Below are 18,172 nucleotides of genomic sequence, written 5' to 3'. Positions count from 1 at the left end.
TATTCAATTAGATTCTAAATATCTACTTATTTATTCTTTTTCATGATGTTGAATCCCGAGCTACAGTTGAGTTCTCCAACAACTCATCAGGAGCAGCACCATGAGCCTCAGACTCGGCGACATCGCCCCCGACTTCGAACAGGATTCCAGCGCCGGCAAGATTCGTTTCCACGAATGGCTGGGCGATAGCTGGGGCGTGCTGTTCTCCCACCCGGCCGACTTCACCCCGGTGTGCACCACCGAGCTGGGCTTCACCGCCAAGCTCAAGGATGAGTTCAGCAAGCGTGGCGTCAAAGCCATCGCGCTGTCGGTCGATCCGGTGGACTCGCACCACAAGTGGATCGAAGACATCAACGAAACCCAGAACACCATCGTCAACTTCCCGATCCTGGCCGACGCCGATCGCAAGGTTTCCGACCTCTACGACCTGATCCACCCGAACGCCAACGACACCCTGACCGTGCGCTCGCTGTTCGTGATCGATCCGAACAAGAAGATCCGCCTGACCATCACTTACCCGGCGAGCACCGGGCGTAACTTCCACGAGATCCTGCGGGTGATCGATTCGCTGCAACTCACCGACAACTACAAAGTGGCCACCCCGGCCAACTGGCAGGACGGTGAAGAGGTGGTGATCGTGCCGTCGCTCAAAGACGAAGACGAGATCAAGCGGCGCTTCCCCAAAGGCTATCGTGCGGTGAAGCCGTACCTGCGCCTGACGCCGCAACCGAACAAGTGAATCAGTGAGATTGGCGGTGTAGCCACCACCGTCATCGCGAGCAGGCTCACTCCTACATTTGAAATGCGTTCCCCTGTGGGAGCGGGCTTGCTCGCGAAGGCGTCAGTAAAGGCAACACAGAATTGAGAATTCAGAACCACAAAGCAGGGGATTTCAGGCCGTTTTCACGGCCTGTTTTTTTGCCCGCAACAAAGCAAATCGCATATCTCTTAAACGCATAACCAAATGAATAAATATGATTTATGGATATATAAATCAGCTGGTAAGGTCACTCCCATCGAAGCGAGATCGCAACCCGCGAATCGCCTGTAACACGCAAGGAATCGTCTGAATGCTGGTCGTCTCACTCGGTGGCAGTCCTAGCCAACGCTCCCGCTCAGGAGTGTTGCTCGAGCGCTCGCAACGCTGGTTGCAGGAGCAAGGCGTGGAAGTGGTGAGTTATCAGGTGCGGGACTTCCCGGCCGAAGACCTGCTCCACGCCCGCTTCGACAGCCCGAAGGTGCTCGACCTGCTGGCGCAGATTGAAAACGCCGATGGCTTGCTGATCGCCACGCCGGTGTACAAGGCCTCGTTTTCCGGTGCACTGAAGACCGTACTGGATCTGCTGCCCGAACGCGCCCTGAACCACAAGATTGTTCTGCCGATGGCCACGGGCGGCAGCATCGCCCACATGCTGGTGGTCGATTACGCGCTCAAGCCAGTGCTATCGGCGTTGAAGGCCCAGGAAATGCTTCAGGGCATTTTCGCCGAGGACAGCCAGATCGCTTACGGCGAAGGCAGTGCCCAGGCGCAACTGGCACCGGCATTGGAACAGCGTCTGTACGAAGCGCTGGATCAGTTTGTCAGTGCCATGGCCCGCCGGCCGAAACCGCTGGAGCCGGGCCTGTTGAATGAACGTTTATTGAGTGCTCGCTGGAGCATTTGAGCTTCACCCGAATTTGCTCCACTCACCTTACTCAGCCGCTAACGGCCAAGCAGGTGCAGCCAAAACCCAACTGCAAAAAGGAGAGCGCTATGCGCACTGTATTTTTGCGTCGTGGTCTGGTCGCTCTGTTTGCTGCGGCTGTGTCCTTCGGCGCCATTACTCAAGCTCAGGCCGAGACTCTACGGATCGGTTATCAAAAATACGGCACGCTGGTGCTGCTCAAGGCCAAAGGCACTCTGGAGAAGCGTCTGGCCGCACAAGGCGTGGACGTGCAATGGACTGAATTCCCCGGCGGCCCGCAGCTGCTCGAAGGCCTGAACGTCGGCTCGATCGATTTCGGCGTGACCGGCGAAACCCCACCGGTATTCGCTCAGGCTGCCGGCGCTGATCTGCTCTACGTCGCCTACGAACCGCCAGCGCCGAACAGCGAAGCGATCCTCGTACCGAAAGACTCGCCGATCAAATCGGTGGCGGATCTGAAGGGCAAGAAAGTCGCCCTGAACAAAGGCTCCAACGTGCACTACCTGCTGGTGCGCGCACTGGAAGACGCCGGTCTCAAATACTCCGATATCCAGACCGTATTCCTGCCGCCGGCCGATGCTCGCGCTGCGTTCGAGCGTGGCAGCGTCGATGCCTGGGTGATCTGGGATCCGTACCAGGCCGCTGCCGAGAAACAGCTGCAAGCGCACACCCTGCGTGACGGCAAAGGCATCGTCGACAACCATCAGTTCTACCTCGCGACCAAACCTTACGCGCAGAAAAATCCCGAGGTGATCAAGACCCTCGTCGAAGAAGTGCGCGCCGTCGGCGAGTGGTCCAAAGCCAATCCTGAAGACGTGACCCAACAGGTCGCGCCACTGCTCGGCCTGCCGGCGGACATCACCCTGACCTCGGTGAAACGCCAGGGCTACGGTGCGCTGTTCCTGACCCCGGAAGTGGTCGCCGCGCAACAGAAAATCGCCGACACCTTCTACCAGCTCAAGCTGATTCCCAAGCCGTTGAGCATCAAGGATGTGATCTGGACACCACCGGCCGCTGTGGCCCAAAGCTCGGTTACCCAAGCCCAGTAAATCGAATTCCCAAGGAGACCACTCCATGAGCCTCAACATCTTCTGGTTCCTGCCTACCCACGGTGACGGCCATTACCTTGGCACCGCCGAAGGCGCTCGCGCCGTTGACCACGGTTATCTGCAACAGGTCGCGCAAGCGGCGGATCGTCTGGGCTTTGGCGGCGTGCTGATTCCCACCGGCCGTTCCTGCGAAGACTCGTGGCTGGTCGCCGCGTCGCTGATTCCGGTGACCCAGCGTCTGAAATTCCTTGTCGCCCTGCGCCCCGGGATCATTTCCCCGACGGTGGCGGCGCGGCAGGCAGCGACGCTGGATCGTCTGTCCGGCGGTCGCGCGCTGTTCAACCTGGTGACCGGTGGCGACCCGGAAGAGTTGGCCGGTGATGGTCTGTTCCTCAACCACGAAGAGCGTTATCAGGCCTCGGTGGAGTTCACCCGGATCTGGCGTCGGGTGCTGGAAGGTGAAACCGTCGATTACGACGGCGAACACATCAGCGTGAAAGGCGCCAAGCTGCTTTATCCACCCATTCAGCAACCGCGTCCGCCGCTGTACTTCGGCGGCTCGTCGGAAGCGGCGCAGGATCTGGCCGCCGAACAGGTCGAGATGGTGCTGACCTGGGGCGAGCCGCCAGCGGCCGTCGCCGAGAAGATCGAGCAGGTGCGCGCCAAAGCCGCCAAACTCGGGCGTACCGTGCGCTTCGGCATTCGTCTGCATGTGATCGTGCGCGAAACCAACGCCGAAGCCTGGCAAGCGGCCGACCGGCTGATCTCGCATCTGGACGACGAAACCATTGCTCGCGCTCAAGCCTCGCTGGCGCGTTTCGATTCGGTCGGTCAACAACGCATGGCCGCGCTGCACGGCGGCAGTCGCGACAACCTCGAAGTCAGCCCCAACCTGTGGGCCGGCGTCGGCCTGGTGCGTGGCGGTGCGGGTACGGCGCTGGTCGGCGATGGCCCGACTGTGGCGGCGCGCGTGAAGGAGTACGCGGATCTGGGCATCGACACCTTCATCTTCTCCGGTTATCCACACCTAGAAGAGTCGTACCGCGTCGCTGAACTGCTGTTCCCGCACCTCGACATCGAGCGTCCGGAACTGCCAAAAAGTGCCGGTTATGTCAGCCCGTTCGGCGAGATGGTGGCCAACGACATTCTTCCCAAAGCCGCGTCGCAGAGCTGAGGCGCGCCATGAAGAAAATCATTCACAGCCTCGCGCCCTGGGCATTGCCGGTGCTGTTGCTGGCGGTGTGGCAGTTGTCGGTGTCGGCCGGCTGGTTGTCGACGCGGATCCTGCCGGCACCGGTGGCGGTGATCGAGGCCGGCGTCAGTCTGGTGCGCAGCGGCGAGATCTGGACGCATCTGGCAATCAGCGGCTGGCGCGCGGCGCTGGGCTTCACCATCGGCGGCAGCATCGGCCTGGTGCTGGGCTTCATCACCGGCCTGTCGAAATGGGGTGAACGCCTGCTCGACAGCTCGGTGCAAATGATCCGCAACGTGCCACACCTGGCGCTGATTCCGCTGGTAATCCTGTGGTTCGGCATCGACGAGTCGGCGAAGATTTTCCTGGTCGCATTGGGCACGTTGTTCCCGATCTACCTCAACACCTATCACGGCATCCGCAACGTCGATCCGGCGCTGGTGGAAATGGCGCGCAGTTACGGCCTGTCCGGTTTCAGCCTGTTCTGGCAAGTGATCCTGCCGGGTGCGTTGCCTTCGATTCTGGTCGGTGTGCGCTTTGCGCTGGGCTTCATGTGGCTGACGCTGATCGTTGCCGAAACCATCTCCGCCAGCTCCGGCATCGGCTATCTGGCGATGAATGCCCGGGAGTTTTTACAGACGGATGTGGTGGTGCTGGCGATCCTGCTTTACGCGGTACTCGGCAAACTTGCCGACCTCGCGGCCCGTGGACTTGAGCGTGTGTGGTTGCGCTGGCATCCGGCCTATCAGGTTGCCAAGGGAGGTGCGGCATGACCGCCCAACAACCTCCACGCTTGCTGCGCGGGATTCCGCTGGTGGTGCGCAACCTGCAGAAAACCTTTGGCGCGCGGCAGGTGTTGCGCGACATCGACCTGCACATTCCGGCGGGGCAATTCGTCGCCGTGGTCGGGCGCAGCGGATGCGGCAAGAGCACCTTCCTGCGCTTGCTCGCCGGCCTCGATCAACCGACTGGCGGCGACCTGCTGGCCGGTGCCGCACCGCTGAGCGATGCGCGGGAAGACACCCGGCTGATGTTCCAGGAAGCCCGGCTGCTGCCGTGGAAAAAGATCATCGACAACGTCGGCCTCGGCCTTAAAGGCAACTGGCGCCCGCAAGCACTGGAAGCGCTGGAAGCGGTGGGGCTGGCCGATCGCGCCAACGAGTGGCCGGCCGCCTTGTCCGGCGGGCAAAAGCAGCGTGTGGCGCTGGCCCGGGCGTTGATTCACCAGCCGCGCCTGTTGCTGCTCGACGAGCCGCTGGGTGCGCTGGATGCCCTGACCCGGATCGAGATGCAGCAACTGATCGAACGACTCTGGCAGCAACATGGCTTCACCGTGCTGCTGGTGACCCATGACGTCAGCGAAGCGGTGGCGATTGCCGACCGGGTGATTCTGATCGAGGACGGCGAAGTCGGTCTCGATCTGCAAGTGGAGTTGCCGCGTCCGCGAGTGCGCGGATCGCATCGACTGGCGGCGCTGGAAACCGAAGTGCTCAACCGTGTTCTGTCCCTGCCCGGCGAACCGCCGGAGCCGGAGCCTGTTTCACCACTGCCTACGCAATTGCGTTGGGCGCAATAACTCAAGTTCCATCCAACGACAGGAATCAAAGCCATGACTATCAAAGCCATCAACGTGCGCAACCAGTTCAAAGGCTCGATCAAGGAGATCGTTCTCGGCGACGTGCTGTCGGAAATCGACGTACAGACCGCTTCCGGCATCGTCACTTCAGTGATCACCACCCGCTCGGTCAAGGAGCTGGAACTGGCGGTGGGCAGCGAAGTGATCGCCTTCGTGAAATCCACCGAGGTGTCGATCGCCAAGTTGTAAGCCTGTGGAACAAAACAAACCCCGGAGGGCGTGAGCCCTTCGGGGTTTTTTGTGCCTGATCTGAAAACTGTGGCGCGGCCTTCGCGAGCAAGCCCGCTCCCACAGGGGATCGCGCTCCAAATGTGGGAGCGGGCTTGCTCGCGAAGAGGCCGGTGAACTCGCTAGAGAACTCTTTTGGGTAGATACGGCGGCAGATATAGCCCGATATAGGCATCAAACACCCGCATCCCTTCCTCGGCCATGCGCGGCGTGATTTGCCCGTGCTGCTGCACCGAACGCGCATACACGCGGTCGCCCAGTTCCATCGCCAGCGCGAACACGTCGACATCGCTTGGCAGTCGCGGCAACTCGAAGTGATGGTCGAACAGCTTGTGCATCAGGTCGCCGAGTTCGATGTCGTGCTGGCGGTCAGCCTGGGTCACTTCGGTCAGGCCGTGCTGGGCGAGGATCAACTGGCGGGCCGCCGCGTCTTCGTCGTAGATCTCCAGCATCCGCTCTTCGACCAGCCGCGACAGGTCACGCCAGTCGCGCAGGGAGTCGTGGTCGATCGGCGCTTGCAGGCAGGCGCGAAACGCCGCATGCACGTCGGCGGTCAGCGCTTCGAGCAGCGCCGGCACGCTGGCGAAGAAGTGGTACACGGAGGAGGGTGGAATCTGCGCGCGTTCGGCGACGCTGTAGATCGACAGACTGGCCACACCCTCGGCGGCCAGCAGCGTACGCGCGGCGTCGAGTATCGAGTCGATGCGCGCTTGGCTGCGGGCACGGGGTTTGCGGACGGGGGCGGGACGCGTCATGAAAGTCTCCTGCGGGGCAGCGGGCATTGTACGAGCCGAGCCGTGTGTTGTCTGCCAGGACGCCTTCGGGAGCAAGCCCCCTCCCACAGTTGATCTTCTGCGTACAAAAGATCCCCATTCGCTGAGATCCCCTGTGGGAGGGAGCTTGCTCCCGAACCGCCGCAGGCGGCCATTCAGATCAAAATCGGGCCATAAAAAAACGCCGCGGGCTACGACAGCCAACGGCGTTTTATCTGATCGCAATCCGCTTAAACGGTATGCAGATACCAGTTGTACTCAAGGTCGGAGATGGAGTGTTCGAACTCCTCCAGCTCGCTTTCCTTGCAGGCGACGAAGATATCGATGTATTTCGGATCGATGTACTTGGCCATCACCTCGCTGTCGTCCAGCTCGCGCAGGGCATCGCGCAAGTTGTTCGGCAGGCTTTGTTCGTTCTGCTCGTAGCTGTTGCCTTCGACCGGAGCGCCAGGTTCGATCTTGTTCACCAGACCGTGATGCACACCGGCCAGGACCGAAGCCATCAGCAGGTACGGGTTGGCGTCGGCGCCCGCTACGCGGTGTTCGATACGCACGGCATCGGCAGAGCCGGTCGGTACGCGGATCGCCACGGTGCGGTTGTCCAGGCCCCAGCACGGCGAGTTCGGTACATAGAACTGCGCGCCGAAGCGACGGTACGAGTTGACGTTCGGGCAGAGGAAAGCCATCTGCGCCGGCAGGGTCTCGAGCACACCGCCGATCGCGTGACGCAGCGCGGCGTTCTGCTCGGGATCCTCGCTGGCAAAGATATTCTTGCCGGCTTTGTCCAGGATCGAAATGTGTACGTGCAAACCGTTGCCTGCCTGGCCCGGATACGGCTTGGCCATGAAGGTGGTGTCCATTTCATGGTCGTAGGCGATGTTCTTGATCAGACGCTTGAGCAATACCGCGTAGTCGCAGGCCTTGATCGGGTCGGCGACGTGGTGCAGGTTCACTTCGAACTGCGCCGGGGCACTTTCCTTGACGATGGCGTCGGCCGGGATGCCTTGCTCTTTGGCGCCTTCCAGAATGTCCTGGAGGCAGTCGACGTATTCGTCGAGGTCGTCGATCAGGTAGACCTGAGTCGAGTGCGGGCGTTTGCCGGAGATCGGCGAGCGTGGCGGCTGTGGACGACCGTTCACGTTTTCCTGGTCGATCAGGTAGAACTCCAGCTCGAAGGCTGCGCAGATGGTCAGGCCCAGCTCGTCAAACTTTGCAACAACTTGACGGAGCACTTCGCGCGGATCGGCGAAGAACGGGTCACCTTCGAGTTCGTGCATGGTCATCAACAGTTGCGCGGTAGGGCGCTTCTGCCATGGCTCGTTGCACAGGGTATCGGGGATTGGATAGCAGATCCGGTCGGCGTCGCCGATGTCCAGACCCAGGCCGGTGCTTTCCACCGTAGAACCATTGATATCCAGAGCAAATAGAGAGGCCGGCAGGTTGATGCCTTTCTCGTAAACCTTGTGGAGGCTGGTGCGTTCGATGCGCTTGCCGCGCACCACACCATTCATATCCGCAATCAGAAGGTCAACGTACAGAACCTCAGGATGTTCCTTAAGGAACGCGTTCGCTTCGTTAAGCTGAACGGCACGCGGGGGTACCGACATGATGCAACACCTTTGTTGTTAAAAATATCAATCATTGATCTTTTCTGGTTTCAGTCAACCCGAACGGCCTGCCGAAGTCAAGCGAGGCCTTTTTTGCCCTAAAAAAGCGCTGCAAGGGCATTTATGGGGCACTTTGGGGCGGTTTTTTGTCGTTGAAACACTTGGCACCCGCGGGCTTGAGCAGGCCGTGTTGTATTTTTTACGGGGGTGTTGTGTAAAAAAATGAACAAGGCTAAGCTCCGACCAAACCCATAACAGCAATAATACCGGGGTGCTTCATGTCTCGCCTGCCGTTAATCGGCATCACCGACTGCTCGCAACAGTCCGGTCTGCATGCTCATCACATCAGTGGCGACAAATCCGTCCGTAGCGTAGCCAGCATGGTTCGCGGTCTGTTGACGATGTTCTCGGCGACAATAGCCAGAACGCCAGCGTCCGTTATTCTGGACGTACGGCAAAGCACTCTGTTTATGGCGTCCTCTTCCAATATAGATCTCTTTGAGTCCCAAAGCCTGTGCCGCTCCCCGAGCCGTGCTCATGATTCTGCACGCCTTGAATGTGCACAGGAAATGCAACGCCAGCGTAAAGGGCAGGTAAGCTCCTCTTTCATTGTCTATGCGCGGTGCCGGGCGTAAGCCGGCACTGCGCGCAAGCAAGCCCCCCTTTAACGCGACGCCAAGGCGTCAAACTTTGCCTGACACGATGTCAGGAGACTCAGCCCAGAGGCATTTATGAGTAACAACCTCGACCAGCTCACCGATTGGTTGAAAGACCACAAGATCACAGAAGTCGAATGCATGATCGGCGACTTGACCGGTATCACCCGGGGCAAGATCTCGCCGACCAACAAGTTCATCGCCGAAAAGGGCATGCGCCTGCCGGAAAGCGTGCTGTTGCAGACCGTGACCGGCGACTACGTCGAAGACGACATCTATTACGAACTGCTCGACCCGGCCGACATCGACATGATCTGCCGCCCCGACCAGAACGCCGTGTACCTGGTGCCATGGGCCATCGAGCCGACTGCCCAGGTGATCCACGACACCTACGACAAGCAAGGCAACCCGATCGAGCTGTCGCCGCGCAACGTCCTCAAGAAAGTCCTCAAGCTCTATTCCGACAAGGGCTGGCAGCCGATCGTGGCACCGGAGATGGAGTTCTACCTGACCAAGCGCAGTGACGACCCCGACTATCCGTTGCAGCCGCCGATCGGCCGTTCGGGCCGTCCGGAAATCGGGCGTCAGTCGTTCTCGATCGAAGCGGCGAACGAATTCGACCCGCTGTTCGAAGACGTCTACGACTGGTGCGAACTGCAGGAGCTGGACCTCGACACGCTGATCCACGAAGACGGCACGGCGCAGATGGAAATCAACTTCCGTCACGGTGACGCACTGTCTCTGGCCGACCAGATTCTGGTGTTCAAACGCACCATGCGCGAAGCCGCGCTCAAGCATGACGTGGCCGCAACCTTTATGGCCAAGCCGATGACCGGTGAGCCGGGCAGTGCGATGCACTTGCACCAGAGCATCATCGACATCGAGACCGGCAAGAACGTGTTCTCCAATGAAGACGGGACCATGAGCCAGCTGTTCCTGCACCACATCGGTGGCCTGCAGAAGCTCATTCCGGAATTGCTCCCGCTGTTCGCGCCGAACGTCAACTCGTTCCGCCGCTTCCTGCCGGACACCTCGGCGCCGGTGAACGTGGAGTGGGGCGAAGAGAACCGCACCGTGGGCCTGCGCGTACCGGATGCTGGCCCGCAGAACCGCCGCGTGGAAAACCGTCTGCCGGGCGCCGACGCCAACCCGTACCTGGCGATTGCCGCGAGCCTGCTCTGCGGCTACATCGGCATGGTCGAGGGCCTTAACCCGAGCGCGCCAGTGGTCGGACGTGGCTATGAACGCCGCAACCTGCGTCTGCCGCTGACCATCGAAGACGCGCTGGAGCGTATGGAAAACAGCGCGACCATCGAGAAATACCTGGGCAAGACCTTCATCACCGGCTACGTCGCGGTCAAGCGAGCCGAGCATGAAAACTTCAAGCGCGTGATCAGTTCCTGGGAGCGTGAGTACCTGCTCTTCGCCGTCTGATACGCCGGGCGCGGCTGGCAGCCGCCGCGCCTTCACCGATAACAAGGAGAATTGGCATGACCAGCAACAACCCGCAAACCCGTGAGTGGCAAGCCCTGAGCAGCGATCACCACCTGGCCCCGTTCAGCGACTTCAAGCAGCTGAAAGAGAAGGGTCCACGGATCATCACCAACGCCAAGGGCGTGTACCTGTGGGACAGCGAGGGCAACAAGATCCTCGATGGCATGGCGGGTCTGTGGTGCGTGGCGATCGGTTATGGCCGCGATGAACTGGCCGACGCCGCTGCGAAGCAGATGCGCGAACTGCCTTACTACAACCTGTTCTTCCAGACCGCGCACCCGCCGGCACTGGAACTGGCCAAGGCCATCGCCGACGTCGCGCCTGAGGGCATGAATCACGTGTTCTTCACCGGTTCCGGCTCCGAAGGCAACGACACCATGCTGCGCATGGTTCGCCATTACTGGGCGATCAAGGGCCAGCCGAACAAGAAAGTCATCATCAGCCGCAAGAACGGCTATCACGGTTCCACCGTGGCCGGCGCGAGCCTGGGTGGCATGACGTATATGCACGAACAGGGCGACTTGCCGATCCCGGGCATCGTCCATATCGCGCAGCCGTACTGGTTTGCCGAGGGCGGCGACATGTCGCCGGAAGAGTTCGGCATCTGGGCGGCCAATCAGCTGGAAGAGAAGATTCTTGAAGTCGGCGTCGACAACGTCGGTGCGTTCATTGCCGAGCCGATCCAGGGCGCCGGCGGCGTGATCATTCCGCCGGACAGCTACTGGCCGCGCATCAAGGAAATCCTCGCCAAGTACGACATCCTGTTCGTGGCGGACGAAGTGATCTGCGGTTTCGGCCGTACCGGCCAGTGGTTCGGTTCGGATTTCTACGACCTGAAGCCGGACATGATGACCATCGCCAAAGGCCTGACCTCCGGCTATATCCCGATGGGTGGCCTGATCGTTCGCGACGAAGTGGTGAAGGTGCTCAACGAAGGCGGCGACTTCAACCACGGCTTCACCTACTCCGGGCACCCGGTGGCGGCGGCGGTGGGTCTGGAAAACATCCGGATTCTGCGCGACGAGAAAATTATCGAGAACGCGCACAACGAAACGGCACCGTATTTGCAGAAACGTCTGCGCGAACTCAACGATCATCCGTTGGTGGGCGAAGTACGCGGGGTCGGTTTGCTGGGGGCGATCGAACTGGTGCAGGACAAGGCCACTCGCAAGCGTTACGAAGGCCGGGGCGTGGGCATGATCTGCCGGCAGTTCTGCTTCGATAACGGCCTGATCATGCGCGCCGTGGGCGACACCATGATCATTGCGCCGCCGCTGGTGATCAACAAGGCAGAAATCGATGAGCTGGTGACCAAGGCGCGCAAGTGTCTGGACCTCACCCTCAGTGCGTTGCAGGCCTAAGTGCTAGGCTTCGAGCGGGGGAGCTGCGGCGCTCGCGCTCGAAGGTGTCAGAAAGGTTGGCCTTTTCTTGAAAGACCGCCTCCGATCTTGCCAGACTAGCCGCGGTTCCAGTTGTCCGGGTTCGGCCGCTGAACAAAGTGGTTCAAAAAAGAAAAATTTGGAGCATGACGCATGAAGGCATTAGGTAAAAAGCTCGCTGGCAAGACTCTTTTCGCGCTGTCCGTAGCGGGCATGATGGCGGGCGCGGTTCAGGCGGACGACAAGGTACTGCACGTCTACAACTGGTCCGACTACATTGCGCCGGACACGGTCGCCAACTTCGAGAAGGCCACCGGGATCAAAGTCGTCTACGACGTATTCGACAGCAACGAAACCCTGGAAGCCAAGCTGCTGGCCGGTAAATCCGGTTACGACATTGTGGTGCCTTCCAACAACTTCCTCGCCAAGCAGATCAAGGCCGGTGTTTACCAGGAGCTGGACAAGTCCAAGCTGCCGAACTGGAAGAACCTCGACGAAGACCTGCTCAAGGCCGTTGGCGATGCCAGCGACCAGGGCAACAAGCACGCATTCCCGTACATGTGGGGCTCCATCGGGATCGGCTACAACCCGGCGAAGGTCAAGGCTGCGCTGGGCATCGACAAGATCGATTCCTGGGACATCGTGTTCAAGCCCGAGAACATCGAGAAGCTGAAAAGCTGCGGCGTAAGCTTCCTCGACGCCCCGACCGAAATGATTCCGGCGGCGCTGCACTATCTGGGCAAGCCGACCAACAGCAAGGACAAGGCTGACCTGAAGGCTGCCGAAGACCTGTTCCTGAAGATTCGTCCTTCGGTTGCCTATTTCCATTCCTCCAAGTACATCTCGGACCTGGCCAACGGCAACATCTGCGTCGCCGTCGGTTACTCGGGTGACCTGGAACAATCCAAGACCCGCGCCCAGGAAGCCGGTGACAAGGTCAAGCTGGCCTACACCATTCCAAAAGAAGGCGCTGGCACGTTCTACGACATGGTCGCCATTCCCAAGGATGCCGAAAACGTCGAAGCCGCTTACAAATTCATGAACTACCTGCTTGAGCCAGAAGTGATGGCCGGGATCACCAACGCCGTACGCTTCCCGAATGGCAACAAGGCTGCCACGCCGCTGGTGGACAAAGACATCACCAGCGATCCGAGCATCTATCCGTCGGCTGAAGTGAAGAAACAGCTCTACGCGATCAGCGATCTGGATGCCGCCACCCTGCGCCTGATCACCCGCAGCTGGACCAAGATCAAATCCGGTAAATAAGCCGGTTTGACGCAGCAACCGCTGGCCGTCGTCCCCGCGAGGGCGGCCAGCGGGATAATTAAATGACAGAAAGTTTTGCTGGAACGGTTTTTCGAGGGTAAGTTGCGCGCCGGTTTGATTGCCGGGCAGCCACGGCTGTCATGTAACGCGGGGCAACTTGGGCCCAACTAATTTAGAGGACCTGCACTTGCCTATTTTTTCTTCTTTGCGCAAAGCCCTGCTGGCCACTGCCGGCCTGACGATCGCTGTTGGAGCCCAGGCCGCCGGTACGGTGCATATTTATAACTGGTCGGATTACATCGGCGAGACCACTTTGGCCGACTTCGAGAAAGCCACCGGGATCAAGCCGGTGTACGACGTGTTCGACTCCAACGAAACCCTGGAAGGCAAACTGTTGGCCGGCCGTACCGGTTACGACGTGGTCGTGCCGTCGAACCACTTCCTCGGCAAACAGATCAAGGCGGGCGCGTTCCAGAAGCTCGACCGGTCGCAGCTGCCGAACTACTCGAATCTCGATCCGGTGCTGCTCAAGCGTCTGGAGCAGAACGACCCGGGCAACCAGTACGCCGTGCCGTACCTGTGGGGCACCAACGGCATCGGCTACAACGTCGACAAGGTCAAGGCCGCGCTCGGTGTCGACAAGATCGACTCCTGGAGCGTGCTGTTCGAACCGGAGAACATCAAGAAGCTGCACAGCTGTGGTGTCGCGTTCCTCGACTCGGCCGATGAAATGATGCCGACCGTGCTCAACTACATGGGCCTGAACGCCAACAGCACCAATCCGAAGGACTACGCCAAGGCCACCGACAAACTGCTGGCCGTGCGTCCTTACGTGACCTATTTCCACTCGTCGAAATACATCGGTGATCTGGCCAACGGCGACATCTGCGTGGCCATCGGTTTCTCCGGCGACATCTTCCAGGCGAAGAACCGTGCCGAAGAAGCCAAGAAGGGCGTGAACATCGCCTACTCGATTCCGAAAGAGGGCGGTGCGCTGTGGTTCGACATGCTGGCGATTCCGAAGGACTCGTCCAACGTCAAGGAAGCCCACGCCTTCATCAACTATTTGCTGAAACCTGAGGTGATCGCCCAGGTCAGTGATTACGTCGGTTACGCCAACCCCAACCCGGGGTCGGACAAGCTGATGGAACAGTCCATCCGCACCGATGAAGCGGTTTATCCACCGCAAGCAGTCCTCGACAAGACCTACGTGTCGGTCGAGTTGCCACCCAATATTCAGCGTTTGATGACCCGTAGCTGGACCAAGGTCAAGTCGGGCAAGTAAGGCACAAACTATCCTGGGTTCGTCCGCATGGGGCGAACTGCACTGTTTTTTTCTGGGAGTTTCGTAAATGGCAGTTGCCTCCGGCGCCTATAAGAAAGCCCTCGAGGGCGACCAGACACCCAAGCAGGTGTTGGTCAAAATCGACCGGGTCACGAAGAAGTTCGACGAGACGATTGCCGTGGACGATGTGTCCCTGGAAATCAAGAAAGGCGAGATCTTCGCCTTGCTCGGCGGTTCGGGATCGGGCAAATCCACGCTGCTGCGGATGCTGGCAGGGTTCGAACGGCCCACGGAGGGGCGCATTTTCCTCGACGGCGTCGATATCACCGACATGCCGCCGTACGAGCGACCGATCAACATGATGTTCCAGTCGTACGCCTTGTTCCCGCACATGACCGTGGCGCAGAACATCGCCTTCGGCCTCAAGCAGGACAAGATCCCCAACGCCGAGATCGATGCGCGCGTGGCCGAGATGCTCAAGCTGGTGCAGATGAGCCAGTACGCCAAGCGCAAGCCGCATCAACTGTCCGGCGGTCAGCGGCAGCGGGTGGCACTGGCGCGCTCGCTGGCCAAGCGGCCGAAACTGCTGCTGCTCGACGAGCCGATGGGCGCTCTGGACAAGAAACTGCGTTCGCAGATGCAACTGGAGCTGGTAGAGATCATCGAGCGCGTCGGCGTGACCTGCGTGATGGTGACCCACGACCAGGAAGAGGCCATGACCATGGCCGAGCGCATCGCGATCATGCACCTGGGCTGGATCGCCCAGATCGGCAGCCCGATCGACATCTACGAAACCCCGACCAGCCGTCTGGTCTGCGAATTCATCGGCAACGTGAACATCTTCGAAGGCGAAGTGATCGACGACGCCGAAGGCCACGCGACCATCACTTGCAAAGACCTCGACCGGCAGATCTACGTCGGCCACGGCATCAGCACTTCGGTACAGGACAAATCGGTGACCTACGCGATTCGTCCGGAGAAGCTGCTGGTCACCGCCGAAATGCCGACCTGCGAATACAACTGGTCGAGCGGCAAGGTGCATGACATCGCCTACCTCGGCGGTCACTCGGTGTTCTACGTCGAATTGCCGAGCGGCAAACTGGTGCAGTCGTTTGTCGCCAACGCCGAACGCCGTGGTGCGCGTCCGACTTGGGGCGATCAGGTTTACGTGTGGTGGGAAGACGACAGCGGCGTGGTACTTCGCTCATGAACATGCGCAAGTTCAAACGACGGCTCAACCGAATAATTCCCAATGGCCGGCAACTGGTCATCGGGGTTCCGTTCATCTGGCTGTTCCTGTTCTTCATGCTGCCGTTCTTCATCGTCCTGAAGATCAGCTTCGCTGAAGCCGACGTGGCCATCCCGCCGTACACCGAGATCTACACCTACGCCGAACAGAAGCTGCAATTGCTGCTGAACCTCGGTAACTACGCGATGCTCGGCGATGACGAGTTGTACATCGCCGCCTATCTCGGCTCGTTGAAGATGGCGTTCTTCAGCACGCTGCTGTGCCTGCTGATCGGTTACCCGATGGCCTACGCCATCGCCAGCGCGCGCAAAGAGCTGCAGACGGTGCTGGTGCTGCTGATCATGATGCCGACCTGGACCGCGATCCTGATCCGCGTTTACGCGTGGATGGGCATCCTCAGCAACAACGGCCTGCTCAACGGCTTCCTGATGAGCATGGGCCTGATCGACGAGCCGCTGCAGATTCTCAACACCAACCTCGCGGTTTACATCGGCGTGGTCTATTCGTATCTGCCGTTCATGATCCTGCCGCTGTACGCCAACCTGGTGAAACACGATCAGAGCCTGCTGGAAGCGGCTTCCGACCTCGGTTCGAGCACCTTCAACAGCTTCTGGAAAATCACTATTCCACTGTCCAAGAACGGGATCATTGCCGGCTGCATGCTGGTGTTCATCCCGGTGGTCGGCGAGTTCGTGATCCCGGAACTGCTTGGTGGCCCGGAAACCCTGATGATCGGTAAAGTGCTCTGGCAAGAGTTCTTCAACAACCGTGACTGGCCAGTGGCGTCTGCGCTGGCGGTGGTGATGCTGGCGATCCTGATTGTGCCGATCATCCTGTTCAACCGCAGTCAGGCCAAGGAAATGGAGGGCAAAGAATGAAGAACTTCCGTTTCTCCAGCCTGATGCTGGTACTGGGTCTGTTGTTCATTTACGCGCCGATGCTGATCCTGGTGATCTACTCGTTCAACGCCTCGAAACTGGTGACGGTGTGGGGCGGCTGGTCGATCAAGTGGTACGTCGGCTTGCTCGACAACACCCAACTGATGGGCTCGGTGCTGCGCTCGCTGGAAATCGCCTGCTACACCGCGGTTGCCGCAGTGGCGCTGGGTACGCTGGCAGCGTTTGTGCTGACCCGCATCACCCACTTCAAGGGCCGCACGCTGTTCGGTGGCCTGGTCACCGCGCCGCTGGTGATGCCGGAAGTGATCACCGGTCTGTCGCTGTTGCTGCTGTTCGTGGCGATGGCGCAGATGATCGGCTGGCCGCAGGAACGTGGCATCGTCACCATCTGGATCGCCCACACCACGTTCTGCGCGGCGTATGTGGCGGTGGTGGTGTCGGCGCGTCTGCGTGAGCTGGACCTGTCGATCGAAGAGGCCGCCATGGATCTCGGCGCACGGCCATGGAAGGTGTTCTTCCTGATCACCATCCCGATGATCGCGCCGTCGCTGGCCGCAGGCGGCATGATGTCGTTCGCCCTGTCGCTGGATGACCTGGTGCTGGCGAGCTTCGTTTCCGGCCCGGGTTCGACCACCCTGCCGATGGAAGTGTTCTCGGCGGTGCGTCTGGGCGTGAAGCCGGAGATCAACGCCGTGGCCAGTCTGATCCTGCTGGCGGTATCGCTGGTGACGTTCCTGGTGTGGTTCTTCAGCCGCCGTGCCGAAGAAGCGCGCAAGAAAGCCATCCAGCAAGCCATCGAAGAAGGCGCCGCCGATTCGTGGAAGCAACCGGACGTCCGCCGGGCGCCTGCACCGGAAGCGGCTTAAAGCAAACTCGGGTTGGCCCCTTTATCAAGGCCAACCCAAATCCACTGTGGGAGCGGGCTTGCTCGCGAAGAGGGCGTGTCAGTCGACTGAAATGTTGGCTGACCCACCGCATTCGCGAGCAAGCCCGCTCCCACATTGGGTATTAGGTAGTCCAGGGAGATTGGCGGATGACCTCAACAAAGTTCAGCGGTTTGAACCCCGGCTCCTGATCCACCAGCACATCGGTCTTCACGTTGCCAAACGTGGTCTGCGGACGATGGCGCAAGCCGTCGGCAAACGCGCAGATGATGCATTCCTTGAAACCTTCCCCGCGTGGATGCGCATGCACCACCGCCTCGCGCTGGGTGTTGCTGAACGCCGCGTAATCCATGCCCAACACATCCATCTCGACACCCGCCGTCACCAGCGCCACGGTCGGACGCAGATGCTTAGGCACCCCCGGTGTGGTGTGCAGGGCAATCGACAGCCAGACCTGTTCGATGTCGTCATCACTCAGTCCGTACGGCTTGAGAAATGCCGCAGCCGCGTTGGCGCCATCCACTTCGAAACGCTCGTCGGCACTGCGATAACCTTCGACCAGCCCGAGGTCGTGGAACATCGCGCCGACATACAGCAGCTCCGGGTTGTAGGTCAGTTGCTGGCGCTCGCCGCTCAACGCACCGAACAGAAACACCCGGCGCGAGTGGTGGTAGAGCAGGTCGGTTTCGATGTCGCGAATGTATTCGGTGGTGGCCCGGGCGAGGGCGCTGTCGGGGATCTTGATGCCGGCAATGGTCGTGCTCATGAAGGTATCCTCATCGAAAACGCCGTCGTGGCGCTGATGGACGAAGTCTGTTCCCCAAGGCACTAAACGGACAATCAACGCATGGCTGCGATCCTTGCCAATCGACCTGCAAATCGTGCCAACT

General features: G+C 60.1%; 17 protein-coding genes. 14 read left to right on the top strand and 3 right to left on the bottom strand.

Annotated features, from left to right (window positions below):
- Positions 1–100 precede the first annotated feature (100 nt).
- The 7 genes from AC1RBR_RS25830 (at position 101) to AC1RBR_RS25800 (ending at position 5,751) form a co-directional block, all read left to right on the top strand.
- The gene (locus tag AC1RBR_RS25830) at positions 101–739 is read left to right on the top strand and encodes a peroxiredoxin (RefSeq protein ID WP_166495273.1); all 639 of its coding nucleotides are present in this window, start codon (positions 101–103) and stop codon (positions 737–739) included.
- Positions 740–1,070: 331 nt separating this feature from the next.
- Entirely contained in the window at positions 1,071–1,664 is a 594-nt protein-coding gene (gene ssuE / locus AC1RBR_RS25825) for an NADPH-dependent FMN reductase (protein WP_456018180.1), read from the top strand.
- An 89-nt stretch (positions 1,665–1,753) separates the two neighbouring features.
- Positions 1,754–2,734 (top strand): sulfonate ABC transporter substrate-binding protein, encoded by a 981-nt coding sequence (locus AC1RBR_RS25820; protein WP_115985894.1) that lies wholly within the window; start codon positions 1,754–1,756, stop codon positions 2,732–2,734.
- Between the two features lie 25 nt (positions 2,735–2,759).
- Entirely contained in the window at positions 2,760–3,908 is a 1,149-nt protein-coding gene (ssuD, locus tag AC1RBR_RS25815) for an FMNH2-dependent alkanesulfonate monooxygenase (protein ID WP_492567140.1), read from the top strand.
- A gap of 8 nt (positions 3,909–3,916) precedes the next feature.
- Entirely contained in the window at positions 3,917–4,699 is a 783-nt protein-coding gene (gene ssuC, locus AC1RBR_RS25810; protein ID WP_003229260.1) for an aliphatic sulfonate ABC transporter permease SsuC, read from the top strand.
- A complete protein-coding gene (gene ssuB, locus AC1RBR_RS25805; RefSeq protein ID WP_047596659.1) occupies positions 4,696–5,502 on the top strand; it encodes an aliphatic sulfonates ABC transporter ATP-binding protein in 807 nt (268 codons plus the stop codon). Before ssuC ends, ssuB begins: the two co-directional genes overlap by 4 nt.
- Positions 5,503–5,535: 33 nt before the next feature.
- A complete protein-coding gene (locus tag AC1RBR_RS25800) occupies positions 5,536–5,751 on the top strand; it encodes a TOBE domain-containing protein (RefSeq protein ID WP_007967989.1) in 216 nt (71 codons plus the stop codon).
- Between the two features lie 161 nt (positions 5,752–5,912).
- Here AC1RBR_RS25800 and AC1RBR_RS25795 read toward each other — a convergent pair whose 3' ends face one another.
- On the bottom strand, positions 5,913–6,545 hold the full coding sequence (locus AC1RBR_RS25795) for a TetR/AcrR family transcriptional regulator (protein ID WP_492567138.1): 633 nt from the start codon (positions 6,543–6,545) through the stop codon (positions 5,913–5,915).
- Between the two features lie 248 nt (positions 6,546–6,793).
- Positions 6,794–8,170: a glutamine synthetase family protein gene (locus tag AC1RBR_RS25790; protein WP_095137602.1), complete on the bottom strand. Its 1,377-nt coding sequence runs from the start codon at positions 8,168–8,170 to the stop codon at positions 6,794–6,796.
- Positions 8,171–8,901: 731 nt separating this feature from the next.
- Here AC1RBR_RS25790 and AC1RBR_RS25785 point away from each other — a divergent pair.
- The 7 genes from AC1RBR_RS25785 to AC1RBR_RS25755 all read left to right on the top strand — a co-directional run bounded on the left by AC1RBR_RS25785 (position 8,902) and on the right by AC1RBR_RS25755 (position 17,264).
- Positions 8,902–10,260, top strand: coding sequence for a glutamine synthetase family protein (locus AC1RBR_RS25785; protein WP_003229252.1), 1,359 nt, complete (start codon positions 8,902–8,904; stop codon positions 10,258–10,260).
- A gap of 56 nt (positions 10,261–10,316) precedes the next feature.
- Entirely contained in the window at positions 10,317–11,681 is a 1,365-nt protein-coding gene (locus AC1RBR_RS25780; RefSeq protein ID WP_492567135.1) for an aspartate aminotransferase family protein, read from the top strand.
- Positions 11,682–11,852: 171 nt separating this feature from the next.
- On the top strand, positions 11,853–12,965 hold the full coding sequence (locus AC1RBR_RS25775; RefSeq protein WP_492567134.1) for a polyamine ABC transporter substrate-binding protein: 1,113 nt from the start codon (positions 11,853–11,855) through the stop codon (positions 12,963–12,965).
- Positions 12,966–13,152: 187 nt separating this feature from the next.
- Positions 13,153–14,250: a polyamine ABC transporter substrate-binding protein gene (locus AC1RBR_RS25770; protein ID WP_492567132.1), complete on the top strand. Its 1,098-nt coding sequence runs from the start codon at positions 13,153–13,155 to the stop codon at positions 14,248–14,250.
- 67 nt (positions 14,251–14,317) lie between these two features.
- Complete coding sequence (locus AC1RBR_RS25765; protein ID WP_108590088.1) at positions 14,318–15,460, top strand: ABC transporter ATP-binding protein; 1,143 nt, start codon at positions 14,318–14,320, stop codon at positions 15,458–15,460.
- A gap of 35 nt (positions 15,461–15,495) precedes the next feature.
- Entirely contained in the window at positions 15,496–16,377 is an 882-nt protein-coding gene (locus tag AC1RBR_RS25760) for an ABC transporter permease subunit (protein ID WP_177327455.1), read from the top strand.
- The gene (locus AC1RBR_RS25755; RefSeq protein WP_095137596.1) at positions 16,374–17,264 is read left to right on the top strand and encodes an ABC transporter permease subunit; all 891 of its coding nucleotides are present in this window, start codon (positions 16,374–16,376) and stop codon (positions 17,262–17,264) included. The genes AC1RBR_RS25760 and AC1RBR_RS25755 overlap by 4 nt, the downstream gene beginning before the upstream one ends.
- A 142-nt stretch (positions 17,265–17,406) precedes the next feature.
- On the opposite strand, the gene AC1RBR_RS25750 is transcribed toward AC1RBR_RS25755, so the two are convergent.
- Positions 17,407–18,048, bottom strand: coding sequence for an HD domain-containing protein (locus AC1RBR_RS25750; RefSeq protein ID WP_492567130.1), 642 nt, complete (start codon positions 18,046–18,048; stop codon positions 17,407–17,409).
- Positions 18,049–18,172 lie beyond the last annotated feature (124 nt).

The organism is Pseudomonas sp. GW823-FHT01D03 (genome assembly GCF_058798255.1).
This window is presented reverse-complemented; position numbering and strand designations above follow the sequence as displayed.